The sequence below is a fragment of the Leclercia sp. AS011 genome (genome assembly GCF_037152535.1).
Taxonomy (GTDB): Bacteria; Pseudomonadota; Gammaproteobacteria; order Enterobacterales; family Enterobacteriaceae; genus Enterobacter.
In genome coordinates this window covers 326247-350277 of record NZ_JBBCMA010000002.1, presented here as the reverse complement: position 1 = coordinate 350277, position 24031 = coordinate 326247, and the positions used below count along the sequence as shown (strand labels likewise).

At 55.9% G+C, this 24031-nt stretch carries 21 protein-coding genes; 1 reads left to right on the top strand and 20 read right to left on the bottom strand.

Translation table 11 applies throughout. From position 1 onward, the window contains the following. Positions 1 to 85: 85 nt before the first annotated feature. The 20 genes from lpxC to leuO all read right to left on the bottom strand — a co-directional run bounded on the left by lpxC (position 86) and on the right by leuO (position 23269). Positions 86 to 1003 carry a UDP-3-O-acyl-N-acetylglucosamine deacetylase gene (gene lpxC / locus WFO70_RS14090; protein WP_039030368.1) on the bottom strand — a complete coding sequence of 306 codons (918 nt, stop codon included), beginning with the start codon at positions 1001 to 1003 and terminating at the stop codon, positions 86 to 88. A gap of 101 nt (positions 1004 to 1104) precedes the next feature. Next, the gene (gene ftsZ / locus WFO70_RS14085) at positions 1105 to 2256 is read right to left on the bottom strand and encodes a cell division protein FtsZ (protein WP_142488237.1); all 1152 of its coding nucleotides are present in this window, start codon (positions 2254 to 2256) and stop codon (positions 1105 to 1107) included. Between the two features lie 63 nt (positions 2257 to 2319). Continuing rightward, positions 2320 to 3576 carry a cell division protein FtsA gene (gene ftsA / locus WFO70_RS14080; RefSeq protein ID WP_032616543.1) on the bottom strand — a complete coding sequence of 419 codons (1257 nt, stop codon included), beginning with the start codon at positions 3574 to 3576 and terminating at the stop codon, positions 2320 to 2322. Positions 3577 to 3578: 2 nt separating this feature from the next. After that, complete coding sequence (gene ftsQ / locus WFO70_RS14075; RefSeq protein WP_337016913.1) at positions 3579 to 4415, bottom strand: cell division protein FtsQ; 837 nt, start codon at positions 4413 to 4415, stop codon at positions 3579 to 3581. 1 nt (position 4416) lies between these two features. After that, positions 4417 to 5337 carry a D-alanine--D-alanine ligase gene (locus tag WFO70_RS14070; protein ID WP_337016912.1) on the bottom strand — a complete coding sequence of 307 codons (921 nt, stop codon included), beginning with the start codon at positions 5335 to 5337 and terminating at the stop codon, positions 4417 to 4419. Continuing rightward, a complete protein-coding gene (gene murC / locus WFO70_RS14065; protein WP_337016911.1) occupies positions 5330 to 6805 on the bottom strand; it encodes a UDP-N-acetylmuramate--L-alanine ligase in 1476 nt (491 codons plus the stop codon). Before murC ends, WFO70_RS14070 begins: the two co-directional genes overlap by 8 nt. 59 nt (positions 6806 to 6864) lie before the next feature. After that, a complete protein-coding gene (gene murG, locus WFO70_RS14060; protein ID WP_337016910.1) occupies positions 6865 to 7929 on the bottom strand; it encodes an undecaprenyldiphospho-muramoylpentapeptide beta-N-acetylglucosaminyltransferase in 1065 nt (354 codons plus the stop codon). Continuing rightward, positions 7926 to 9170, bottom strand: a complete 1245-nt coding sequence (gene ftsW / locus WFO70_RS14055) for a cell division protein FtsW (RefSeq protein ID WP_337016909.1) — start codon at positions 9168 to 9170, stop codon at positions 7926 to 7928. The genes murG and ftsW overlap by 4 nt, the downstream gene beginning before the upstream one ends. After that, complete coding sequence (murD, locus tag WFO70_RS14050) at positions 9170 to 10486, bottom strand: UDP-N-acetylmuramoyl-L-alanine--D-glutamate ligase (RefSeq protein ID WP_337016908.1); 1317 nt, start codon at positions 10484 to 10486, stop codon at positions 9170 to 9172. The genes ftsW and murD overlap by 1 nt, the downstream gene beginning before the upstream one ends. A 2-nt stretch (positions 10487 to 10488) precedes the next feature. Further along, positions 10489 to 11571: a phospho-N-acetylmuramoyl-pentapeptide-transferase gene (mraY, locus tag WFO70_RS14045; RefSeq protein WP_333851444.1), complete on the bottom strand. Its 1083-nt coding sequence runs from the start codon at positions 11569 to 11571 to the stop codon at positions 10489 to 10491. Beyond that, positions 11565 to 12920, bottom strand: coding sequence for a UDP-N-acetylmuramoyl-tripeptide--D-alanyl-D-alanine ligase (murF, locus tag WFO70_RS14040; protein WP_337016907.1), 1356 nt, complete (start codon positions 12918 to 12920; stop codon positions 11565 to 11567). Before murF ends, mraY begins: the two co-directional genes overlap by 7 nt. Beyond that, positions 12917 to 14404 (bottom strand): UDP-N-acetylmuramoyl-L-alanyl-D-glutamate--2,6-diaminopimelate ligase, encoded by a 1488-nt coding sequence (gene murE, locus WFO70_RS14035; RefSeq protein ID WP_337016906.1) that lies wholly within the window; start codon positions 14402 to 14404, stop codon positions 12917 to 12919. The genes murF and murE overlap by 4 nt, the downstream gene beginning before the upstream one ends. Beyond that, positions 14391 to 16157, bottom strand: a complete 1767-nt coding sequence (locus WFO70_RS14030) for a peptidoglycan glycosyltransferase FtsI (RefSeq protein ID WP_114315899.1) — start codon at positions 16155 to 16157, stop codon at positions 14391 to 14393. Before WFO70_RS14030 ends, murE begins: the two co-directional genes overlap by 14 nt. A gap of 15 nt (positions 16158 to 16172) precedes the next feature. Further along, complete coding sequence (gene ftsL, locus WFO70_RS14025; protein WP_032616529.1) at positions 16173 to 16538, bottom strand: cell division protein FtsL; 366 nt, start codon at positions 16536 to 16538, stop codon at positions 16173 to 16175. After that, on the bottom strand, positions 16535 to 17476 hold the full coding sequence (gene rsmH, locus WFO70_RS14020) for a 16S rRNA (cytosine(1402)-N(4))-methyltransferase RsmH (protein WP_337016905.1): 942 nt from the start codon (positions 17474 to 17476) through the stop codon (positions 16535 to 16537). Before rsmH ends, ftsL begins: the two co-directional genes overlap by 4 nt. 2 nt (positions 17477 to 17478) lie before the next feature. Then, positions 17479 to 17937: a division/cell wall cluster transcriptional repressor MraZ gene (mraZ, locus tag WFO70_RS14015; protein WP_337016904.1), complete on the bottom strand. Its 459-nt coding sequence runs from the start codon at positions 17935 to 17937 to the stop codon at positions 17479 to 17481. A 599-nt stretch (positions 17938 to 18536) separates the two neighbouring features. Then, complete coding sequence (gene cra, locus WFO70_RS14010; RefSeq protein WP_337016903.1) at positions 18537 to 19541, bottom strand: catabolite repressor/activator; 1005 nt, start codon at positions 19539 to 19541, stop codon at positions 18537 to 18539. Between the two features lie 179 nt (positions 19542 to 19720). Further along, complete coding sequence (gene ilvN, locus WFO70_RS14005; RefSeq protein ID WP_032616525.1) at positions 19721 to 20212, bottom strand: acetolactate synthase small subunit; 492 nt, start codon at positions 20210 to 20212, stop codon at positions 19721 to 19723. Between the two features lies 1 nt (position 20213). Next, positions 20214 to 21938, bottom strand: coding sequence for an acetolactate synthase 3 large subunit (gene ilvI, locus WFO70_RS14000; protein ID WP_337016902.1), 1725 nt, complete (start codon positions 21936 to 21938; stop codon positions 20214 to 20216). A 386-nt stretch (positions 21939 to 22324) separates the two neighbouring features. Then, on the bottom strand, positions 22325 to 23269 hold the full coding sequence (gene leuO, locus WFO70_RS13995) for a transcriptional regulator LeuO (protein WP_337016901.1): 945 nt from the start codon (positions 23267 to 23269) through the stop codon (positions 22325 to 22327). 634 nt (positions 23270 to 23903) lie between these two features. Between leuO and leuL the strand changes: the two genes are divergently transcribed. Then, on the top strand, positions 23904 to 23990 hold the full coding sequence (gene leuL, locus WFO70_RS22520) for a leu operon leader peptide (protein ID WP_442913384.1): 87 nt from the start codon (positions 23904 to 23906) through the stop codon (positions 23988 to 23990). The last annotated feature ends 41 nt before the right edge of the window (positions 23991 to 24031 follow it).

Sequence of the window (24031 nt, the reverse complement as noted above, 5' to 3'; positions counted from 1 at the left end):
AAAGGACAAAAACAAAAACGACTGGTCTTGCTGGCCGGAGAGAGTGCCAGGTCAACCAGTCGAATTTAGATAACGGAATCTGCCGTTACGCCAGAACCGTGCTCGGTGCTTTGAATGCCAGTGGCAGTTCAGCTTCGTCTTCGAAGGTCACATATTCCCAGGCTTCCTGTTTTGCCAGAACAGCCTGCAACAGTTTGTTGTTCAGCGCGTGACCGGATTTATACGCGGTAAACGCACCAATGATATTGTGACCACACATGAACAGGTCCCCAATCGCATCCAGCATTTTGTGACGAACGAATTCATCTTCAAAACGCAGGCCGTCTTCGTTCAGTACGCGATAATCGTCAACAACGATGGCACAATCGAAGCTGCCGCCCAGGCACAGGCCGCGGGACTGCAGATATTCGATATCACGCATGAAACCGAAAGTACGTGCACGACTGATCTGACGCATAAACGCATCAGCAGAGAAGTTCATCGCATAGCGCTGAGTGCTGGAATCGATCGCCGGATGGTTAAAGTCGATGGTGAAGTCCAACGAAAAACCATTAAACGGCTTGAATTCAGCCCATTTGTCGCCATCCTGGACACGAACGGTCTCTTTGATACGCACAAATTTCTTCGCACTGTTCAGTTCTTCGATGCCGGCATCCAGCAGCAGATAAACGAACGGTGCCGCGCTGCCATCCATGATCGGGATTTCTGGCGCATCGACTTCAATAACGATGTTGTCGATACCCAGACCCGCCAGGGCGGCATTCAGGTGCTCTACGGTAGAGATCCGCACATCATGCTCGTTCACCAGGCAAGTACAGAGCATAGTATCACGCACAGATTTGGCATCGGCCGGGAAATCTACCGGTGGATTCAAGTCGGTGCGACGATAGATGACCCCGGTATTGGCCGGCGCAGGGCGCAACGTCAGTGTGACTTTCTTGCCGGTATGTAAACCGACACCAGTCGCCTGAACGATACGTTTTAATGTCCTTTGTTTGATCATCGTATAATCTCGCCAAGTTACTTATCCAACCGAGAGTGTATATCACTATCGGGCGGCCAGTTTAGCACAAAGAGCGTAAATCCCCTAATTCCAGCTAATTCTTAATCAGCTTGCTTACGCAGGAACGCTGGGATATCCAGATAATCTGGCTCTTTCTGGGTCTGTGTTGTGTTGTCATTAACCACTTTCGCGGCCGGTTTCTGCTCTTGCGTCAGCGGTGCCATACCGTGCGGCTGGTAACGATCCATGACCGGCTGCTGAGCAGGTTTGTTGGTCACCAGGGTGATCTCAGGACGCTTGTCCATGCCGATACCGGTAGCCACAACCGTTACACGCAGCTCATCGTTCATTTCCGGATCAAGGGAAGTACCGATTACCACGGTGGCGTTGTCAGAGGCGAACGCACGGATGGTGTTACCCACGGTTTCGAACTCATCCAGACGCAGATCGAAGCCAGCGGTGATGTTGACCAGCACGCCGCGCGCGCCAGACAGATCGATATCTTCCAGCAACGGAGAAGAGATGGCCATTTCAGCGGCTTCTTCTGCACGGTCTTCGCCTTTCGCCACGCCGGAGCCCATCATCGCGTAACCCATTTCGGACATCACGGTGCGCACGTCAGCAAAGTCGACGTTCATCAGACCAGGACGGGTGATCAGCTCTGCGATACCCTGTACTGCGCCTTTAAGAACATCGTTCGCCGCGCCAAAAGCGTCCAGCAGAGAGATGCCACGGCCCAGCACTTTCAGCAGCTTGTCGTTCGGGATAGTGATCAGCGAGTCCACGTGTTTGGACAGCTCGGTGATACCCTGCTCGGCAAACGCCATACGCTTTTTGCCTTCAAAGTTGAAAGGCTTAGTCACGACAGCAACCGTCAGGATACCTAAATCTTTTGCGACTTCAGCAACCACTGGCGCAGCACCGGTTCCGGTACCACCGCCCATGCCCGCGGCGATAAACACCATGTCTGCACCATCAAGCGCAGCACGTAGGGCTTCACGATCTTCTTCTGCAGCATTACGGCCGACTTCCGGGTTTGCCCCAGCGCCCAGCCCTTTGGTGATGCCGCCACCGATTTGGATCGTCTGGCCAACCGCCGTCTTACGCAGTGCCTGCGCATCGGTGTTCACCGCGAAGAACTCAACACCTTCGATGCGCTCGCGCACCATATGCTCTACAGCATTACCGCCGCCGCCACCGACGCCGATGACTTTAATCACCGCGTCGTTGGTCAGTTCCATAGGTTCAAACATAGTTTCTCTCCGTTTTGTGCCTGTCGCCCGAAACCGTTAATTCTCGCCGGTCTCTTACTAAAATTAAAATTCTTTTCGCAGCCAGGTATTGATTCGTTTGAACCACGAACCTACCGACGCGCGTTTTTCTACTTCTGCTTCACCACTGAGATGCGTTTCTTTCCCGTAATGAAGCAAGCCCACGGCCGTTGAGTAATACGGCTCCTGCGCATAATCCGTTAAACCGGTGATGTTCAGCGGGGCACCGATGCGCACCTGCGTATGGAACACGCGCTGAGCACAGGCCGCAAGACCTTCAATTTGCGCCGCGCCGCCGGTTAATACAATCCCCGCCGCAAGATGGTGTTTGACACCCTGTTGGCGAAGCTGTTCCTGTAACTGCAAAATCTCTTCGTTGACCAGGTTGAGCAGCTCGGTATAACGCGGCTCAATCACCTCGGCTAACGTCTGGCGCTGCAGGCTGCGAGGTGGACGTCCACCGACGCTTGGCACTTCAACGCTCTCATCTTTGCCCACAATGGAGCCCAGTGCACAACCGTGGCGCACCTTAATCGCCTCTGCATCGCTCGGTGGCGTGCCAAAGGCGTAAGCGATATCGCTGGTCACCACGTTACCCGCATACGGGATAACTTTGGTGTGGCGCAGCGCACCGCCGGTATAGACAGCCATGTCCATGGTACCACCACCGATATCCACCACACAGACGCCCAGCTCACGTTCGTCTTCGGTCAGCACGGAATAGCTTGCCGCCAGACCGGCGAAAATCAGTTGGTCAACTTTAAGACCACAACGTTCCACGGCTTTGACAATGTTCTTCGCCATATCGTTGTGACATGTGATCAAGTGCACTTTTGCCTGCATACGTACGCCGGAAAGCCCTACCGGATTTTTAATCCCTTCCTGGTAGTCGATCGCATACTCCTGTGGGATCACATGCAGCACACGATGCTCATCGCGAACGCGCACAGACTTCGCAGTATGCACTACGTTTTCGACGTCTTCCTGCGAGACTTCTTCTTCTGAGATCGGCACCATGCCAATCTCGTTCTGGCAGCTGATATGCTTGCCAGAGAGCGCCAGATACACGGAGGAAATCTGGCAATCTGCCATCAGTTCGGCCTGATCGATGGCGCGCTGAACGCATTTCACCACCGACTCGAGGTCGTTTACCCCACCTTTATCCATACCACGAGACGGGCAGCTACCCACACCAATGATATTGACCATACCGTCGGGCAGAACTTCCCCTACTAAAGCGGCAACCTTCGCAGTGCCAATCTCCAGTCCTACTACCAGTTTTCTGTCCGTCGCCTTGATCATTGTTATTCTGCCTGTACCTGAGCCTGATTCTGTTGCTGATTAGGTTCCTCAACCGGCGCCGGGATCCACCCGACCGATGCGCCTGAGTCATAGCGCAAATCAACGTAGCTAATCCTTTTGCCTTCAGCCTGCCCCTGCTGCTGCAGAACGGGATAAAGTTCTACAAAACGGGCCAGACGCTTCATCGTGTCACCCCGGCCAAGATTCAGCTTAATGTCGTTCGTCAGCGTCAACTGCCAGGAACGACGCGCCGTCATCGCGGCTTGCTTCAGGGTAAAACGATCTTTAGCCAGCACCTGCCCCATGTTACGGAAACCTTCCAGCACTTCGTTTTCGCTGCCTTCCGGACCATACAACATGGGTAAATTTTGCTTGCTGACACGATCGGCCGGGACGCTGAAAGAAATTCCATCTACGTCAACCATATGCTGATCATTCCAACGCGCAATGGGTACATATTCAACCAGATGAATCTTCAATTCATCCGGCCACTGCTTTCTGACGCTCGCCTGTTTAATCCATGGCAAGCGTTCAATCTGGCTCTGGATAATGTTCACGTCCTGCGTCATGAAGGTGCCGGGCGATCCCAATGCCAGAATCGACTGCCGGATATCATCATTACGCGTGTAGTGACGGTCACCCGTCACGACCAGTTTCGACAGAGGCAGACGTTGTGCATCTTCCATCCAGCCGAGCACCATCCAGCCGCTGACAAACACCGTACACAGCACGGCGAGCAGGAAGGTAATCCCTGCAAGACGCGTTCCATTACTCCGCCGCGAAGAGGAATACTCTTCTTCTTCCTCACGGTTTCGCGTGTTCAGCGCAGCCTGAGACATATCAGCCCGCCTGGTCCAGAATGCGAACCACTAACTGCGAGAAGCTCATTCCCGCCTGGCGCGCCGCCATCGGCACCAGGCTATGACTGGTCATTCCCGGCGAAGTATTGGCTTCCAGCAGATAAAACTGCCCATCGCTATCCAGCATAACGTCGATACGTCCCCAGCCGCGGCAGCCCAGAACTTGCCAGGCTTTAAGCACCAGAGCGTTTAAAAGGGCTTCGCGCTCCGCTTCCAGACCACTTGGGCAGAAATATTGCGTCTCATCAGAGAGATACTTCGCCTCATAATCATAGAAGGTTCCGGCTGGTTGGATACGAATTGACGGTAAAATTTCTTCCCCGAGCATCGCAACGGTAAATTCCGGTCCGTTGAGCCATTTTTCAATCAAAACTTCTTCATCGTGTTGAAATGCCAACGCTAATGCAGATGATATATCGCCTGCTTTATCAACTTTAGACATTCCTACGCTTGAGCCTTCACGGCTGGGTTTCACAATCACCGGCAATCCCAGCGCCGCGATACGTTCCTTAACGCTGGCGTCAAGGCCCAGCTCAAATTCACGACGGGTCAGTGCTACCCACGGCGCTACCGGTAAACCGGCCCCCTGCCACAGCAATTTGCTGCGCAGTTTGTCCATGGAGATGGCCGAGGCCATCACGCCACTGCCGGTATAAGGCAGACCGATGATGTCCAGCAGGCCCTGCAGCGTACCGTCTTCTCCGCCGCGCCCGTGCAGCGCGATAAAGACTTTAGCAAAGCCCATCTCTTTCAGGCGCGTCACGTCAGTCTCTTTCGGATCGACCAGATGCGCATTAATACCGCCTTCGCGAAGCCCTGCCAGCACCGCAGCGCCGGAATTCAGGGAAACCTCGCGCTCAGCAGAGGTGCCGCCGGACAGGACCGCAATCTTATCAGCCATGATGCTCTTCCTCCGAAATTTGCGGCTTAAGTTTGATTTCAGCCAGCGTACGGGCGATCTTGCCGATATTTCCTGCACCCTGCACCAGAATCAAATCATTGCCGGTCAATACTGGAGCCAGCATCGCTGCCGCCTGAGCATGGTCGGAGACCAGGATCGGGTCAATCTTACCGCGGCCGCGAATAGTACGGCACAGAGAGCGACTGTCTGCCCCCGGAATGGCCGCTTCGCCCGCAGAGTAAACATCCAGCATCAGCAAGGCATCTACCTGTGACAGCACGTTAGCGAAATCGTCGTACAGATCGCGGGTACGGGTATAACGGTGCGGCTGGAACAGCATAACCAGATTTTTGTCCGGCCAGCCCGCGCGCGCCGCTTTGATCGTCGCATCCACTTCGGTCGGGTGATGGCCGTAGTCATCAACCAGCATCGCGGTTCCGCTTTTGCCGTTAACGGTTTCGAGCGGGAACTCGCCGAGGAAATCAAAACGACGACCGGTGCCCTGGAAGCTTTCCAGCGCCCGCAAAATATCTTCGTCGTCAATGCCTTCTTCTGTTGCGACCGCTACGGCCGCCGCCGCGTTCAGGGCGTTGTGACGGCCTGGCGCATTCAGCGTTACCTGCAGCAGCTCTTTATCCTGACGCGCGAGAGTGAAATGCCCCTGCGCCCCAATCTGCTTGTAACTTTCCACACGGACGTCGGCATCTTCGCTGAAACCGTAGGTGGTGATCTGACGACCGACGCGCGGCAGCAGCTCGCGGATCACCGGATCGTCAACGCACATCACCGCCCGTCCATAAAACGGCAGATTGTGGAGAAAGTTTATAAAGGTTTGCTTTAAATTTTCGAAGTCACCCTGGTAGGTATCCATATGGTCGGCTTCGATGTTGGTGACAATCGCCACCATCGGCTGCAGATGCAGGAAGGACGCGTCACTTTCATCTGCTTCGGCAATCAGATAACGGCTGTGGCCCAGGCGCGCGTGCACGCCCGCGGCTTTCACCAGGCCGCCGTTGACGAAAGTCGGATCGAGGCCCGCTTCGGCATAAATACTGGAGACCATCGCCGTGGTGGTGGTTTTACCGTGAGTACCGGCAATGGCGATACCGTGACGAAAACGCATCAGCTCGGCCAGCATCTCCGCACGACGGATCACCGGGATACGCGCCTCGTGTGCGGCAACGATTTCCGGGTTGTCGGCAGAGATGGCGCTGGAGACCACGACCACGCTGGCATCAAGGACGTTTTCCGGGCGATGGTTAAAATAGATGGTCGCACCAAGCGACGCCAACTGTTGCGTAACAGGGTTCGGCGCCAGATCGGAACCGCTGATCTGGTAGCCTTCATTCGCCAGCACTTCGGCAATACCGCCCATACCGGCGCCGCCGATGCCAACAAAATGAATGTGCCGGACGCGACGCATCTCGGGCACGATTGAACGCAGTTTCGCCAGTTGTTGTGTATTCATTCTCTAAACGCCATCGACTACTTCAAAAAATTCGTGCAGCGCAACACGCGCTGCGAGGGTTAAACCTGGGCTGCCAGGCTCACTTCTTTCGCCACCCGCTCCGTTGCATCCGGGATCGCTGCGGCACGTGCGTGCTGCGCCATCTCCAGTAATGTCTCCCGGTTCCAGCCCGCCAGGGTGGTGGCGACCGCGTCTGCGGTAAACTGCGGCTGTTCAAAAATTTTCGCGGCACCGGCTTTCTCTAGCGGCAACGCATTCCAGTACTGCTGACGGTCTTTGTGCTGGAAGGGCACAAACAGCGCCGGTAAACCTGCGGCGGCAATTTCGCTCACCGTCAGCGCGCCGGAGCGGCAGACCACGACATCGGCCCAGGCATACGCCGCCGCCATGTCGTCGATAAATTCAGTCACTTTATGCTGCGGCTGACCCGCGTCGGCATAGGCCTGTTCGACCGTCTGCTGGCCGCCCTTCCCGCTCTGATGCCAGATGGTCACCGCGTCACCGAGCTTTGACGCCACCTGCGGCAGCGTCTGGTTCAGAATGCGCGCCCCCTGTGAGCCGCCTACCACCAACACGCGCACCGGACCTTCGCGTCCGACAAGCCGTTCCTGCGGCAACGGCAGCGCCAGTACGTCTACGCGTACCGGGTTACCCACCACGTCGGCCTTCGGAAACGCGCCGGGGAACGCCTGCATCACTTTGCTGGCGATGCGGGAGAGCCACTTATTGGTCAGGCCGGCAATACCGTTCTGCTCATGCAGCACCACCGGGATACCCAGCGACCACGCCGCCAGCCCGCCAGGCCCGGAGACATAACCGCCCATTCCCAGCACCACGTCCGGCTTAAAGCGCTTCATGATCGCCCGCGCCTGACGCCAGGCGTTGAAAATACGCACCGGCGCCAGCAGCAGGGCTTTAACGCCCTTGCCGCGCAGGCCAGAGATATGGATAAAGTCGATCTCAATCCCGTGCTTCGGCACCAGATCGGCCTCCATGCGGTCTGCGGTTCCCAGCCAGCGTACCTGCCAGCCCTGATCCATTAAATGGTGCGCAACCGCCAGTCCCGGGAACACATGTCCACCGGTACCGCCTGCCATCACCATTAACCGCTTCGGTTGATTCATCGTGAACCTCGTGTAAACGCCTGGGCATTTTCCAGACGCGTTTCATAATCTATACGTAGCAAAAACATGATGGCGGTCGACATGATCAGCAGACTCGAGCCACCATAACTGATTAACGGCAACGTCAGACCTTTGGTCGGGAGCATGCCTGCTGCGGCACCCACGTTCACTAAAGCCTGAAAACTGAACCAGATACCGATTGAACAGGCTAAAAAGCCCGAGAAACGGTGGTCGATAACCAGTGCTTTCCGGCCGATCGACATCGCACGGAAAGCCACGAAGAATACCATTAAAAGTGCCAGTACCACACCGATATAACCCAGTTCTTCCCCAATAATGGAGAAGATGAAGTCGGTGTGCGCCTCGGGTAAATACTCCAGTTTTTGCACTGAATTTCCCAGCCCCTGCCCCCACACTTCACCGCGGCCAAAGGCCATCAATGACTGGGTCAGCTGATAGCCGCTGCCGAAGGGATCTTCCCACGGGTTCCAGAAAGAGGTTACACGACGGATACGATAGGGTTCAGCGAGGATCAGCAGCACCACTGCGGAAATTCCCATCCCGATGATGGCGATGAACTGCCAGAGTTTCGCTCCGGCCAGGAACAGCATCGCCAGGGTGGTAACGAACAGTACGACCACGGTCCCGAGGTCAGGCTGGGCCAGCAGCAGAACCGCCAGTACCAGGATCACGCCCATCGGTTTTAAGAAGCCGCGCAGGTTGTTACGAACCTCATCCACCTTACGCACCAGGTAGTTGGCGAGGTAACAGAACAGCGACAGCTTGGTAAATTCCGCAGGCTGAATACGCAGCGGGCCGAAGGCAATCCAGCGCGATGCCCCGTTCACCGAGCTCCCGACCACCAGCACGATCAGCAGCATGACGATCGAGGCGATCAGCATCGCGGTACTGTGACGCTGCCAGAAAGCCATCGGCAGACGCAGCGTCACCATCGCCAGACAGAACGCCAGGATGATATACAGCCCGTCACGCTTAGCGAACAGGAAGGGATCGTTAGCCAGACGCTGCCCGACAGGCATCGAGGCCGAGGTAACCATAATAAAGCCAATCGCCGCCAGCCCCAGCGTGAGCCAGAGCAGCATGCGGTCGTACATCACCAGGCTATCGGAATCTTTGTCCCGGGAGCCCATGACCCAACCCTTTAACGCCGACGAGATCCACACCAGGATGCCAAATCCTGGCAGGCGCGGCATTTTCGGGCGAGGAAGAGAGAAGCGCATCAGCCTAACTCCTTCGCCAGGCGGGTAAAGAGATCGCCGCGTTGCTCGAAGTTCTTAAACTGATCGAGGCTGGCGCAGGCCGGAGAAAGCAGCACCATATCACCCGGCTTCACGCGCGGGGCAATCAGCCGCATTGCCTGCTCCATAGTGTCGGTCTGCTCCGCAACTTCGGGGCGCAGGGCCGCCAGTTCAGCACCGTCACGGCCAAAGCAGTAAAGACGCACGTTGTCACCGCTGAGGTACTGCGTCAGCGAAGAGAAATCGGCCGATTTGCCGTCGCCGCCCAGCAGCAGATGCAGTGTGCCGTCAACCTGTAGGCCATTCAGCGCTGCTTCGGTGCTGCCAACGTTGGTGGCTTTTGAGTCGTTGATCCAGCGCACGCCGTTATGCTCCAGCGCCAGCTGGAAGCGATGCGCCAGACCGCTAAAGGTGGTCAGGGCTTTCAGGCTCGTCGCACGCGGCAAGCCGGCGGCATCCGCCAGTGCCAGCGCGGCAAGGGCGTTGGTGTAGTTATGCTGACCCGTCAGGTGCATCTCTTTCACGTTCAGCACCTTCTCACCTTTCGCCCGCAGCCAGGTTTCACCCTGCTGACGGTTCAGGTGATAGTCGCCCATATTGATGCCAAAGCTCACGCAGCGCTCATCCGCGCCGCGTACCGGCATGGTCAGCGCATCATCGGCGTTCACCACGCAGACCTGAGCATTTTCATAGATACGCAGCTTGGCGGCGCGGTACTGCTGCAGACCAAACGGATAGCGATCCATATGATCTTCGGTCACGTTCAGGATGGTCGCCGCCACTGCCTGCAGGCTAGAGGTGGTTTCCAGCTGGAAGCTGGAGAGCTCCAGGATGTACAGCTCGCGGGCCGCATCCAGCAGCATCAACGCTGGCAGGCCGATGTTACCGCCCACGCCCGCATTGACGCCTGCCGCTTTCGCCATTTCACCGACCAGGCTGGTGACGGTACTTTTACCGTTGGAACCGGTAATGGCCACAATCGGTGCCTGGGCTTCACGGCAGAACAGTTCAATATCGCCGACAATCTCAACGCCCACATCCGCCGCGGCGCTCAACGCCGGGTGGGCCAGGGCGATGCCCGGGCTGGCGACAATCAGATCGGCAGCGTTCAGCCACGCTTCATTCAGACCACCAAGGTGGCGTTCAACCTGTTCCGGCAGTTTATCCAGACCAGGCGGAGAGACACGCGTATCCATTACGCGCGGGGTTACGCCGCGCGCGAGGAAAAAGTCCACGCAGGAGAGGCCCGTGAGGCCCAACCCGATGATAACGACTTTTTTACCCTGGTAATCTGCCATGATTAACGTACCTTCAGCGTTGCCAGGCCAATCAGGACCAGCATCAGCGAAATAATCCAGAAGCGCACGATGACGCGCGGTTCCGGCCAGCCTTTCAGTTCATAGTGGTGATGGATAGGCGCCATCCGGAAGATGCGCTGTCCGCGCAGCTTGAAGGAGCCTACCTGCAGGATCACCGACAGGGTTTCAACCACGAATACGCCACCCATGATCACCAGCAGGAACTCCTGACGCAGCAGCACGGCGATAATGCCCAGCGCGCCGCCCAGCGCCAGCGAACCGACGTCGCCCATAAAGACCTGCGCCGGGTAGGTGTTAAACCACAGGAAGCCCAGGCCCGCGCCGACAATCGCCGTACAGACGATCACCAGTTCACCGGCATGACGCAGATAAGGAATGTGCAGGTAGCTGGCGAAGTTCATGTTGCCGCTCGCCCAGGCCACGAGGGCAAAGCCCGCCGCGACGAAGACCGTAGGCATAATTGCCAGGCCATCCAGACCGTCAGTCAGGTTTACCGCGTTGCCGGTACCGACAATGACGAAGTAGGCCAGCAGGATATAGAACAGACCCAGCTGCGGCATCACGTCCTTAAAGAACGGCACCACCAGCTCGGTGGCCGGGGTGTCTTTGCCAGCCAGATAGAGCGCGAAGGCCACGCCCAGCGCAATCACCGACATCCAGAAATACTTCCAGCGGGCGATCAGCCCTTTGGTGTCTTTGCGTACCACTTTGCGGTAATCATCGACAAAACCGATCACGCCATAGCCCACCAGCACCACCAGCACGCACCAGACGTACGGGTTTGACGGATACGCCCACAGCAGCACCGACACCACAATCGCGGTGAGGATCATAATGCCGCCCATGGTTGGCGTGCCGCGTTTACTGAAGTGTGATTCCGGACCGTCGTTACGCACGACCTGACCGAAAGAGAGTTTTTGCAGACGGGCAATCATGCGCGGGCCCATCCACAAGGAGATGAACAGCGCAGTCAGCAGGCTGACGATGGCGCGAAACGTCAGATAGGAAAAGACGTTAAAGCCGGAATAATATTTGACCAAATGTTCGGCCAGCCAAACTAACATGTCCCGTTCTCCTGTAAAGCGTGCACAACCTCTTCCATGGCGGCACTCCGTGAACCTTTCACTAAAACTGTCACAATTTGTTGTTCTTCGACCAGGGCCTTAAGGCGGGCGATCAACGCCGCTTTATCGGCAAAATGCTCACCGACGCCGCTGGCCTGGCTGATATTTTTACTGAGATGACCCGCGCTCAGTACGCGATCGATACCGGAGGCTTTCGCCGCTTCACCCACCTGGGTGTGGCAGGCTTCACTCTCATCGCCCAGCTCGGCCATATCGCCCACCACCATCACACGATAACCCGGCATCTCAGACAGCACCTGGACTGCAGCGGTCATGGAGCCAACGTTGGCGTTATAGGAGTCATCCAGCAGCAGTTTGTTTTCCGCCAGCGGGATCGGGAACAGGCGTCCAGGGACGGCTTGCAGATTTGCCAGCCCGGTTTTGATCGCCGACAGCGGAGCGCCGACGGCCATTGCCAGCGCGGTGGCGGCCAGGGCATTGGCGATATTATGGCGACCCGGCAGCGGCAGCAGCACGTCCACATCCCCCGTTGGGGTCTGCAGCGTAAATTCGGTGCCGTGGGAAGTCACATGAACGTTGGTAGCCGTGAAGTCGCTGTTGGCGGCATTCGGTGAGAAGCGCCAGGTTTTGCGATCTCCAATGACGCTTTTCCAGTTCAGCCAGTCGTTGTTGTCGGCATTCATGATAGCGATTCCATTGACCGGCAGGCCGGTGTAGATCTCGCCCTTGGCTTTCGCCACTCCTTCCAGCGAGCCGAAACCTTCCAGATGCGCCGCCGCGAGGTTATTCACCAGCGCCGCTTCCGGCTGGGTCAGGCTCACGGTCCAGGCGATTTCGCCCTGATGATTTGCACCCAGCTCGATCACCGCATAGTCGTGCTCGCGGGTCAGGCGCAGCAGCGTCATCGGCACGCCGATATCGTTATTCAGATTGCCTGCGGTATAAAGCGTGTTCCCACACTGGCTGAGGATCGCGGCGGTCATCTCCTTAACGGAGGTTTTGCCGGAGGAGCCGGTCAGCGCCACAACGCGGGCCGGAACCTGCTGGCGAACCCATGCCGCCAGTTGACCAAAGGCCAGGCGGGTATCTTTCACTACCGCCTGCGGCAGGTCGATATCCAGTTTACGGCTTACCAGCAGCGCACCCGCACCTGCGGCTTTCGCCTGTTCGGCAAAATCGTGCGCATCAAAACGCTCGCCCTTCAGGGCCACAAACAGGCAGCCGGGCGTGATTTTACGCGTGTCGGTGGTCACCGCATCGAAGGTCAGCTCACCGCTGACCTCAGCGCCGAGGATAGTGACCAGCTGGCTTAGCGTTACGCTAATCATGCCATCACTCCCAGCAGACGCGCTGCGGTTACACGGTCGGAGTAGTCCAGACGGTTGCCGCCGACGATCTGATAATCTTCGTGGCCTTTACCGGCCAGCAGCACCACGTCGTTCTCACCAGCCTGCATGATGGCGTTGGTCACCGCTTCGGCGCGACCCTCGACAACACGGGCGCGCCCGGCATCGAGCATCCCGGCCAGAATATCGTTGATGATGGCGCGTGGCTCTTCGGTACGCGGGTTGTCATCGGTCACCACCGCGATATCGGCGAACTGCTCAGCAATGGCCCCCATCAGCGGACGCTTGCCCTTATCGCGATCGCCGCCGCAGCCAAAGACACACCACAGCTTACCGGCGCAGTGCAGACGCGCCGCTTCCAGCGCTTTTTCCAGCGCATCCGGCGTGTGGGCGTAATCCACCACCACGGTAGGTTTGCCTGGGGCGGTGAACACTTCCATGCGCCCACAAACCGGCAGCAGACGCGCGGAGGTGCTGAGCAGCGCTGCCAGCGGATAGCCCAGCGCCAGCAGCGTGGCGAGAGCCAGCAGCAGGTTGCTGACGTTGAATGCTCCCATCAGACGGCTTTCGATTTCGCCTTCTCCCCAGGAGGAGGCAAAGCGGATGGTTGCACCGCTGTCGTGATAGGTCACGTCGGTGGCTTTCAGCCAGCGACCGTGGCAGTTCGGATTGATATGGTCAGCCATGGAGACCGCAACGGCATCCGGCAGCTTAGCCAGCCAGCGGCGGCCCACTTCGTCATCGGCATTAATAATGGCCTGACCGGCGTGATGCGTGGCATACAGCTGCCATTTCGCCGCTTCGTAGTTTCCCATGTCGCCATGGTAGTCAAGATGATCCCGGCTCAGGTTGGTGAACACGGAGGCGGCAAACTTCAGCGCCGCGACACGGTGCTGAACCAGCCCGTGGGAAGAGACTTCCATCGCCGCGAAGGTTGCACCCTGCCCTGCCAGACCGGCCAGCACATGCTGCACGTCGACGGCGGAGCCGGTGGTGTTTTCCGTTGGGTTCACTTTGCCCAGCAGGCCGTTCCCCACGGTGCCCATCACCGCACTGGTTTCACCCAGCAGCTGCGCCCACTGCGCCATCAGCTGTGTGGTGGTGGTTTTACCGTTGGTGCCGGTTACGCCAACCAGGCGCAACTGGTCAGAAGGTTCGTTATAAAAACGCCCCGCCAGCGCGGAGAGACGTTCGGTTAACTGGCTGAGATAGATGACCGGCACGCCGTGCATTTCACGGATTTCGCCATCCGCGGCCTCACCTTTTGCCTCAGCAATAATGGCAGCAACACCTTGCGCTATCGCCTGCGGGATATACCGACGCCCGTCCGCCTGATGACCTACCACTGCCACAAAAAGATCGCCCGATGCAGCCACACGGCTGTCGAGTACCATCTCTCGCAGTTCTCGCGCAGGTAAACCTGATACCCACGGAGCAAGAAGGTCGCGCAAATTACGATCTGCCACCTGTTCCCTCGCCTTGATTAATTACAAATTCACTTTTCTCGCCCGTTGCCAGTGCATCCGGCTCGATGTTCATGGTGCGCAGTACGCCGCCCATGATGGCACCAAAGACCGGCGCGGAAACGGCGCCACCGTAGTATTTACCCGCCTGTGGATCGTTGATCACCACCACCAGCGCAAAACGCGGATTACTCGCAGGCGCAACGCCTGCGGTGTATGCAATGTATTTGTTGATGTAGCGGCCATCCGGACCGACTTTTTTCGCCGTACCGGTTTTAATCGCGATGCGATAGCCTTTGATCGCCGCCTTCACGCCGCCGCCGCCGGGCAGGGCCACGCTTTCCATCATGTGCACGACGGTGCGGACGATCGATTCCGGGAAGATACGCTCACCGGGAACCGGCGGATCGACTTTGGTAATCGACAGCGGGCGATAGACGCCATAGCTGCCAATCGTTGCATAGACACGCGCCAACTGTAACGGGGTTACCATTAGCCCGTAGCCGAAAGAGAAGGTGGCCCTCTCTATGTCAGACCACCGTTGTTTTTGAGGATATAAGCCACTGCGTTCTCCGACCAACCCCAAATTGGTCGCTTTTCCCAGCCCAAAACGCGAGTAAGTTTCTACTAACGCTGAGGACGGCATCGCTAACGCCAACTTAGAAACGCCGACGTTACTCGACTTCTGTAAAACCCCGGTGAGGGTCAATTCGCTGTAACGCGCCACGTCTTTGATTTCGTGACCGTTGATTCGGTAAGGCACCGTGTTGAGCACGGTATTTTCATTGACGATACCGCGCTGCAGAGCCGTCATCACCACCATCGGTTTGACCGTTGAGCCCGGTTCGAAGACGTCAGTGATGGCGCGGTTACGCATAGCATCTTTGGCGGTGCCGGTGAAGTTGTTCGGGTTGTAGGAGGGGCTGTTGGCCATCGCCAGCACTTCGCCGGTACTGACATCCACCAGCACCGCGCTGCCCGATTCCGCCTTGTTGAAAGCCACGGCGTTATTCAGCTCACGATACACCAGCGCCTGCAGGCGTTCGTCGATACTCAGCGCCAGGTTGTGCGCCGCCTGGCTGTCCGTGGAAGAGATATCTTCAATCACGCGGCCATAGCGGTCTTTACGCACCACACGCTCGCCCGGCTGGCCGGTCAGCCACTTATCGAAACTCTTCTCGACGCCTTCGATACCCTGGCTGTCGACGTTGGTAAAGCCGATCAGGTGTGCGGTCACCTCCCCGGACGGGTAGTAACGACGCGACTCTTCACGCAGGTGAATGCCGGGCAGCTTCAGCTTTTTGATGTAGTCGGCCATGTCAGGGTTAACCTGACGCGCCAGATAGATAAAGCGCCCTTTCGGGTTGGCATTGACGCGGGCCGCCAGCTGATCGAGCGGCATTTTCAGCGCGTCAGAGAGGGCTTTCCAGCGGTTATCGAGGGAGATCCCGCCGGCATCATGCAGCTCTTTCGGATCCGCCCAGATCGCTTTCACCGGTACGCTGACCGCCAGCGGACGACCGGAGCGGTCGGTGATCAGGCCACGCGAGGTCGAGACTTCCTGCACGCGCAGGGAACGCATATCGCCCTGACGCACCAGCATGTCAGGGGCAATGATTTGCAGCCACGCCACACGTCCCAGCAGGAAACCCAGCGCCAGTAAAATACAGCCGCAAAGCAACGCAAAACGCCAGCTGATAAAGCTGGCCTGTTCTTCCTGACGTTTTGGTTTTAGCGCCTTCGCCGCCGATTTCATGCGTCGCGTTTTCCCTTATTTTTGTACTACGATATTTTCCTGAGAAGGATCAACATGCTGCATCTGCAGCTTTTCCGTTGCGATCCGTTCAACCCGGCTATGATCGCCGAGCGCATTTTCTTCGAGGATCAGATTTCGCCACTCGATATCCAGCGCATCACGCTCAAGCACCAGCTGTTCGCGTTGCGCCGTTAACAAACGGGTATGGTGAGCGGTGGTCACCACGGTGACCGCCGACACGATAATGCAAATGAACAGGCACAGTGGCAGCTTGCCGAAACGCAACAGATCGTCCCAGATGACGCCCGGCAAGGCATGACGCTCGTTGCTGCCTAACGTCTCTTTCACCTTGCTGAGGGTGTCTGCCACTCTGCCGATCATGCACTGGTCCTTTCTGCGATGCGCAGCACTGAACTACGGGCGCGTGGGTTTTCGTCCACTTCCGCTTCACCCGGCATTAACTTGCCTAAAGCGCGCAGCTGACGACCACCCAATTTTTTGAGTTGCTCTTCCGTCATCGGTAACCCGGCCGGTACCTGCGGCCCACGGCTTTGCTCACGCATAAAGCGCTTCACAATACGGTCTTCCAGCGAGTGGAAGCTGATCACCGACAAACGGCCACCCGGAGCCAGCACGCTAAGCGAACTTTTCAGCGCCTGCTCAATCTCGTCGAGCTCGCTGTTAACCCAGATACGAATCGCCTGGAAGGTGCGGGTCGCCGGGTGTTTATACTTGTCCTTCACCGGTGTTGCCGCAGCGATCACTTCCGCCAGCTCTTTGGTGCGGGTCATGGGTTCGATACGGTTACGCTCAACGATGGCGCGGGCAATACGTTTGCCAAAGCGCTCTTCCCCGAAGGTTTTGATCACCCAGGCGATATCCGCTTCTTCTGCCGTTTGCAGCCACTCGGCCGCAGACTGTCCGCGCGTCGGATCCATACGCATGTCCAGTGGGCCATCGCGCATAAAGGAGAAGCCGCGCTCAGCATCGTCAAGCTGCGGGGAGGAGACGCCAAGATCGAGGAGGATCCCGTCAATCTTACCGGTTAAATCGCGCTCGCTGACGTACTCAGCCAACGCGGAGAAAGGTCCATGTACGATGGAAAAGCGTGGGTCATCGATGGTTTTCGCCACGGCGATAGCCTGCGGATCGCGATCGATTGCCAGCAAACGGCCGTCCGCGCCCAGTTGGGAGAGGATCAAACGCGAGTGGCCACCCCGGCCAAAAGTGCCATCAATATAGATGCCATCAGGACGAATATTCAGGCCGTTGACGGCCTCATCCAGTAGCACCGTCGTATGTTTATAATTTTCCATCATCTTTATAGAGACAAATCCTGCAATCGTTCCGACATTGTTGCGGAATCGGACTGCTCAGCGTCGATATCTTCCTTGACCCGTTGATACCAGGCCGTTTCATCCCACAGTTCAAACTTATTGAACTGTCCGACCAGCATCACTTCTTTTGTCAGACCGGCATGCTGCCGCAGCACGGGCGCAATCAATAAACGCCCCGCACTGTCCATCTGACATTCACTGGCATGTCCCAATAACAGCCGCTGCACGCGGCGTTCCTGCGGGTTCATGCTCGACAGTCGAGACAGCTTTTGCTCAATGATTTCCCATTCAGGCAAGGGGTAAAGCAGCAGGCAGGCGTGGTTGATGTCAATGGTGCAGACCATTTGACCAGAAGCGCTCTCGTTCAGCTGGTCGCGATATCGGGTTGGTACCGACAAACGCCCTTTGCTGTCGAGATTGACTAACGTCGCTCCACGGAACATGCCAGTCTCACCCCTCCTCACCACTTTAACCCACAAATTCCCACTTAAGGGAGTTTACGGAGCGATGGAAAAGCTTGTCAAGCCAGGACTTCCGCGACATCTGTCTAAATGTCACTGATTTACGAATGGAAGTTAACCCGGCTATTAACTGCACAACTGGCGCGGCAAAATTAACGTGATGAATATTTGTGAGAAAAAAGGCAAATATGCATACCTGTCTTAAAAACCACTCATATCATCGCGAGGAAATATAAAGTGTCAGTTTGCGACGCGGGCGGCATTTTAAGCCATATTGCTGGGGGATGACAGCGCCAGATGCAGCGCGGGCGCAAAGCCTCTCGCGGGCAGGCTCGTGCAGGCCAAACCTGGCGGAAAAAGCGGCGGATAATTGAGCTGGGCGGATCGGTAATGTAACAAAATAATACAATTCACCGCACATCAGACAATAAAATAAACATGAAACGAAGTTTTAAACAGAAAAGGGAATTAAAACGCGTAGCAGGCAAAGAGTTTAAAGGAATTATCTTAAAAAGAATGTGGGAATTAATACGTTGATTCAGGATGAGAAATTCAGGGCAGCGGACGCTGCCCTGAGGTCATTACGAACGGCTTAATATGCCGCGACGATAAAGATTACGCCGGATGCGTGTGAGCCCCGGTTTCGGCTTACGCGGCTCATCGAGGCTCGCCAGCACAATCTCCAGCACCCGCTCGGCCACGTCGCGATGACGCTGGGCAACGGCCAGTACCGGACACTGCAGGAAATCGAGCAGCTCATGATCGCCAAAAGTGGCAATCGCCAGATCTGACGGCAGCTTGCCTTCACGACGGAGGGTCACGTCCATCACACCCTGTAACAGCGCAAACGAGGTGGTGAACAGGGCCTGCGGCATCGGATGCGTCTCCAGCCACTTCTCGAACAGCTGAGCTGAGGCCTCGCGCTCGTAGCTGTTGGCATAGAGGTAATCCACTTCACGGGGATCGTCTTTCCATGCGGTGCGGAACCCCTGCTCGCGCAGGAAGCTCACAGAGAGTTCCGGCAGAGCCCCCAGATAGAGGACGTTTTCCGCCGGGAAAGTACGCAGCTCTGCTGCCAGCATTTCCGCATCGTCCTGATCCGCACCGACCACGCTGGTGAAGTGCTCACGATCTAACGCGCGGTCAAGGGCGACAATCGGAAACACATCGTTGGCCCAACGCTGATAGAAGGGATGCTCAGGGGGTAACGAGGTGGAGACGATAATGGCATCTACCTGGCGTTGCAGCAGATGCTCAATGCAGCGCATCTCATTATCAGGCTGATCTTCCGAACAGGCGATCAACAGTTGATAGCCGCGCTGACGCGCCTGACGCTCAAGGTAGTTTGCGATCCGGGTGTAGCTGGTATTTTCCAGATCCGGGATCACCAGACCGATCGAACGGGTGCGCCCGGCACGTAAACCTGCCGCGACCGCGTTCGGATGGTAGTTATGTTCCCGAACCACGGCCATGACTTTCTCAACGGTCTTATCGCTGACACGATACTGCTTCGCTTTACCGTTAATCACATAGCTTGCCGTCGTCCGCGACACACCGGCTAGCCTGGCGATTTCATCCAGTTTCACAATTGCCCCTTAAAAAAAAGAAAAGAGTCCATGACCTCGTCAGGGTTATGGCTAAATCTTGTAACATCTAAGCGCAGAATAGCTTGTCCGGCAACCGCTTTTGTCGGTACAGCGACGTCGGTGCACAAAAAAAAGCCCGGTCATTCACACCGGGCAAGCTAGAGGCGAACCTTATATCCTTAACGCATCACTTTGTCACCGCGGGAAAGCCCCACGACGCCCGAACGCGCCACTTCAACAATTTTGGCGACATCCCGCACCGAGGCGAGGAAGGCGTCCAGTTTATCGCTGGTACCGGCCAGTTGAACGGTATAGATAGAGGGGGTGACGTCGATGATCTGCCCGCGGAAAATGTCCGCATTGCGTTTCACCTCTTCCCGCCCGTAACCGGTGGCCTGAATTTTCACCAGCATGATCTCACGTTCAACGTAAGCCCCCTGCCCCAGCTCGCTGACGCGTAATACATCAACCAGTTTGTGCAGCTGCTTTTCAATCTGCTCCAGCACCTTGGCATCACCGACCGTCTGGATGGTCATGCGCGAAAGCGTCGGATCGTCCGTCGGGGCCACCGTCAGGCTTTCGATGTTATAGCCGCGCTGTGCGAAGAGCCCAATCACGCGTGACAGCGCGCCGGACTCGTTTTCGAGTAATACAGATAATATCCGGCGCATATCAGGTCCTCTCCGTTTTGCTTAACCACATTTCATCCATACCGCCGCCGCGAATATGCATCGGATAGACATGCTCGGTGCCATCAACCACGACATCGACAAACACCAGGCGGTTGTTGTTAACGTGCTCAAGCGCTTCGCTGAGCTTCGCCTCCAACTCTGCCGGATCGCTGATGCGCATGCCAATGTGGCCGTAGGCTTCAGCCAGACGGACAAAATCAGGCAGCGACTTCATGTACGACTGTGAATGGCGGCCGGAATAGATCATATCCTGCCACTGCTTCACCATGCCCAGATAGCCGTTGTTCAGGTTGAGCACCAGCACCGGCAGGTCGTACTGTAGCGCGGTAGAGAGTTCCTGAATGTTCATCTGAATACTGCCATCGCCGGTCACGCAGACCACCGTTTCATTCGGTAACGCCAGCTTCACCCCCAGCGCGGCGGGCAGGCCAAAGCCCATGGTGCCCAGGCCGCCGGAGTTGATCCAACGACGCGGCTTATCAAACGGATAATATAGGGCGGCAAACATCTGGTGCTGCCCAACGTCAGAGGTCACGTAAGCCTCGCCTTTGGTCAGTCGCCAGATAGTTTCAATGACCGCCTGCGGCTTGATGCTCTCGCTTTGGGTGTCGTATTTCAGGCACTGACGCGCGCGCCACTGCTCAATCTGCAGCCACCAGTCGCGGATCTCATCGAGCGGCTGGGCGTCGCTTTCCTGTCCTAGTAGTTCCAGCATCTGTTCCAGTACCAGACGCGCGTCGCCCACAATCGGCACATCTGCCGGGACGGTTTTGGAAATGGAGGTCGGATCGATATCAATGTGCAGCACCGTGGCATTGGGGCAGTACTTCGCCAGGTTATTGGTGGTGCGATCGTCAAAGCGTACCCCCACGGCAAAAATGACGTCGGAGTTGTGCATCGTCATGTTGGCTTCATAGGTGCCATGCATTCCGAGCATGCCAAGCGCCTGACGATGCGTAGCCGGAAACGCGCCTAAGCCCATTAATGAAGAGGCCACCGGCAGATTCAGCTTTTCGATAAGGGCGCGCAGCTGCGTTTCACATTTAGCATTCACCGCCCCGCCGCCGACATATACTACCGGCTTTTTGGCGGCGATTAAGGTTTGCAGCGCCCGTTTAATCTGGCCCTTATGCCCCTGCGTTGTCGGGTTGTAAGAGCGCATGCTGACCGACTCCGGCCAGACGTAAGGCAGTTTGTTCGCCGGATTGAGGATATCTTTAGGCAGGTCAACCACCACCGGCCCCGGACGCCCGCTCGCCGCCAGCCAGAAGGCTTTCTTCAATACGCCGGGAATATCTTCCGTCTGTTTTACCAGGAAACTGTGTTTTACCACCGGGCGGGAGATGCCGACCATATCGCACTCCTGAAAGGCATCGTAGCCTATCAGCGACGTCGCAACCTGACCGGAGAGCACCACCATTGGAATAGAGTCCATATAGGCAGTGGCGATACCCGTGATGGCGTTGGTCGCGCCGGGGCCGGATGTCACCAGCACTACGCCAACCTCGCCCGTCGCACGCGCCAGGCCATCGGCCATATGCACGGCGGCTTGCTCATGACGCACCAGAACGTGATCGATACCACCCACCGTATGTAGCGCATCGTAAATATCGAGGACCGCGCCCCCGGGATAACCGAACACTTGCTTCACGCCCTGATCGATTAACGATCGGACGACCATTTCGGCGCCAGACAACATCTCCATGATTAGCCTCCAGGCTTATCGTTTCAGACGGACAGGAGAAATATGCCCTTAGCCGTCTTTTTTGTCAGGGTCACCCCTGGCGTTTTTATATTGTGCAGAGTGACAGTTACCATAACCGCTCGCCGAAAGGCAGGCAATTAGCAAACCTGCCCGGGCGTATAATCGCGAAAGAAGAAATATGAGGTATTAATAATTGTTATGGATAAATCAACTACGATAACGAAGAGGCGTGAGCATTCATCATTTAAAAAGGTGAAGGCGCAGTAATTCATGCAATTTTACTGCCCGGAAGCAGCAGTAAAAAAAACAGCGACAGAATAAAGTTTCATAAATAAAAGTAAAATCAGGATAAACAGTAACAACAGCGCCATTTATCCTGAGGTCAATTAGCGGCGGCAGACGCTCACCAGCAGCTCTTCCATCCACTGATGGCCTTTATCGCGCCCGGCGGCTTCATGCCAGGAGAGATAGCACGTACGCGAGTTAAGGTTCAACGGCAGCGGCAATATCCGCAGATGCAGCGGCTCGGCAAACTCTTCTACCAGCCAGCGTGGCGCAATGGCTACCAGCTGCGTTTGTGAAACCACATTTAATACGCTGACCATCGCCATTCCCTGATAGGCCACGCAGGCTTGTTTATCCGGCGTGTCGTACCACGGCTGGCTAAAAGAGGCGTAGCGATCGAGAGCAACAACCGCATGCTGTTCGCGATAAATATCGTTCTCCAGCAGCGGACCTTGCAGGCGTGGGTGTGTTTTACTGGTCACCAGTACCATTTCATCTTTGAATAAGGGTACGCAGGAAAATTCCGGACGACGAAACTCTTCATAGCCAATCACAAACTCGGTTTCCTGATAGCGCAGCTGATGTTCCGTATTCTGGTTAAGAGACGATTTGAACACCAGATGAATATTAGGTGCCACCTGCTCAACCTTATTATAAATAAGAGAGGTCAGATAATTATCGAGAGGACTACAAACACACAAATGAAAAATACGCTCGCTGCTGGAGGAATCAAACCCTGAACCCGGTAGCTCATTCTGCACCAGCTGCAGGGCCTGACGTACCGATGCAAACAGCTGGAATGCCCGAGCCGTAGGCTGGATCCCGCGGCCATATCGCACGAATAATTCGTCATTAAACATAACCTTAAGCCTGGCCACGGCATTACTGACGGCGGGCTGTGACATCCCCAGCGACTGGGCGGCGCGTGTGATATTTTGCTCCTGCATCACCGCATCAAATACCGTTAACAGATTCAGATCCACCGTACGTAGCTGCGGTTTTGCCCCGTCAAATGCTGCCGGTTTTTCACTTTTTTCTTCAGACATACCCTGCTCCACTGTCACGCTAAACTCCCTTTACTCGTCAGCAATAATCATTTTTAAAAATATGATTTACCACGCATATAAAACAAGAAAAAGAGAAATGTTACAAATTAGGAATATATAAATACCCGTCAACCGTGACAGGAATAAGGAGTACAACATGAGAACATCTTCAGATACGAGAAAACATATCTGTGAGTTAATGATTCGAATGAAACCATAGATAATGCGAATAAACAATATGGCGTTTAGTTAAGTCTTGTTTAAGTTTTAATGAAATATTAATAGCAGTTTAATTTTAATATTTAACATTCCGTTATCACCAATATTACCTTCGCAGCCTTTTTGTACTTAGCATCAGGCTAACATAATGAAAGTTAACACATTCAAAAGGCGGAGCTATTGTTTCGAAAGTTTGAACAATTGCAATCAAGTATATTCAAATAATTCTTTCGATGTATTCAGTATCATCCAACAGAAGAACAAAATTGTCAGAAAGCGAAAAACCAGCACAATAAGCTAATTTCATGGAGAGAGGTCTAAAGGCTGAATCACCGTTTTCATCGCCCAGGGGTTGACATCAAACCGCGTATCCAGTACCACTAAAAGCATATCTTATTTATCTGGGGCATGATTCATGAATCGCAGCATTCGTTTCACCGGTCTACTACTACTAAACGCATCCACTGTGCGCGGTAGACTGGCGGGCGAAATTCAGCATTGAATCGTTCTCTCGTTAAGACAAAAAACCCGCGCCGCTGCGCG

What these genes read in the sequence shown, in the direction of transcription:
- lpxC (WP_039030368.1), bottom strand. Translation starts at nt 1,003, where the DNA reads ATGATCAAACAAAGGACATTAAAACGTATCGTTCAGGCGACTGGTGTC.
- ftsZ (WP_142488237.1), bottom strand. Translation starts at nt 2,256, where the DNA reads ATGTTTGAACCTATGGAACTGACCAACGACGCGGTGATTAAAGTCATC.
- ftsA (WP_032616543.1), bottom strand. Translation starts at nt 3,576, where the DNA reads ATGATCAAGGCGACGGACAGAAAACTGGTAGTAGGACTGGAGATTGGC.
- ftsQ (WP_337016913.1), bottom strand. Translation starts at nt 4,415, where the DNA reads ATGTCTCAGGCTGCGCTGAACACGCGAAACCGTGAGGAAGAAGAAGAG.
- WFO70_RS14070 (WP_337016912.1), bottom strand. Translation starts at nt 5,337, where the DNA reads ATGGCTGATAAGATTGCGGTCCTGTCCGGCGGCACCTCTGCTGAGCGC.
- murC (WP_337016911.1), bottom strand. Translation starts at nt 6,805, where the DNA reads ATGAATACACAACAACTGGCGAAACTGCGTTCAATCGTGCCCGAGATG.
- murG (WP_337016910.1), bottom strand. Translation starts at nt 7,929, where the DNA reads ATGAATCAACCGAAGCGGTTAATGGTGATGGCAGGCGGTACCGGTGGA.
- ftsW (WP_337016909.1), bottom strand. Translation starts at nt 9,170, where the DNA reads ATGCGCTTCTCTCTTCCTCGCCCGAAAATGCCGCGCCTGCCAGGATTT.
- murD (WP_337016908.1), bottom strand. Translation starts at nt 10,486, where the DNA reads ATGGCAGATTACCAGGGTAAAAAAGTCGTTATCATCGGGTTGGGCCTC.
- mraY (WP_333851444.1), bottom strand. Translation starts at nt 11,571, where the DNA reads ATGTTAGTTTGGCTGGCCGAACATTTGGTCAAATATTATTCCGGCTTT.
- murF (WP_337016907.1), bottom strand. Translation starts at nt 12,920, where the DNA reads ATGATTAGCGTAACGCTAAGCCAGCTGGTCACTATCCTCGGCGCTGAG.
- WFO70_RS14030 (WP_114315899.1), bottom strand. Translation starts at nt 16,157, where the DNA reads ATGAAATCGGCGGCGAAGGCGCTAAAACCAAAACGTCAGGAAGAACAG.
- ftsL (WP_032616529.1), bottom strand. Translation starts at nt 16,538, where the DNA reads ATGATCGGCAGAGTGGCAGACACCCTCAGCAAGGTGAAAGAGACGTTA.
- rsmH (WP_337016905.1), bottom strand. Translation starts at nt 17,476, where the DNA reads ATGATGGAAAATTATAAACATACGACGGTGCTACTGGATGAGGCCGTC.
- mraZ (WP_337016904.1), bottom strand. Translation starts at nt 17,937, where the DNA reads ATGTTCCGTGGAGCGACGTTAGTCAATCTCGACAGCAAAGGGCGTTTG.
- ilvN (WP_032616525.1), bottom strand. Translation starts at nt 20,212, where the DNA reads ATGCGCCGGATATTATCTGTATTACTCGAAAACGAGTCCGGCGCGCTG.
- ilvI (WP_337016902.1), bottom strand. Translation starts at nt 21,938, where the DNA reads ATGGAGATGTTGTCTGGCGCCGAAATGGTCGTCCGATCGTTAATCGAT.
- leuO (WP_337016901.1), bottom strand. Translation starts at nt 23,269, where the DNA reads ATGTCTGAAGAAAAAAGTGAAAAACCGGCAGCATTTGACGGGGCAAAA.
- leuL (WP_442913384.1), top strand. Translation starts at nt 23,904, where the DNA reads ATGAATCGCAGCATTCGTTTCACCGGTCTACTACTACTAAACGCATCC.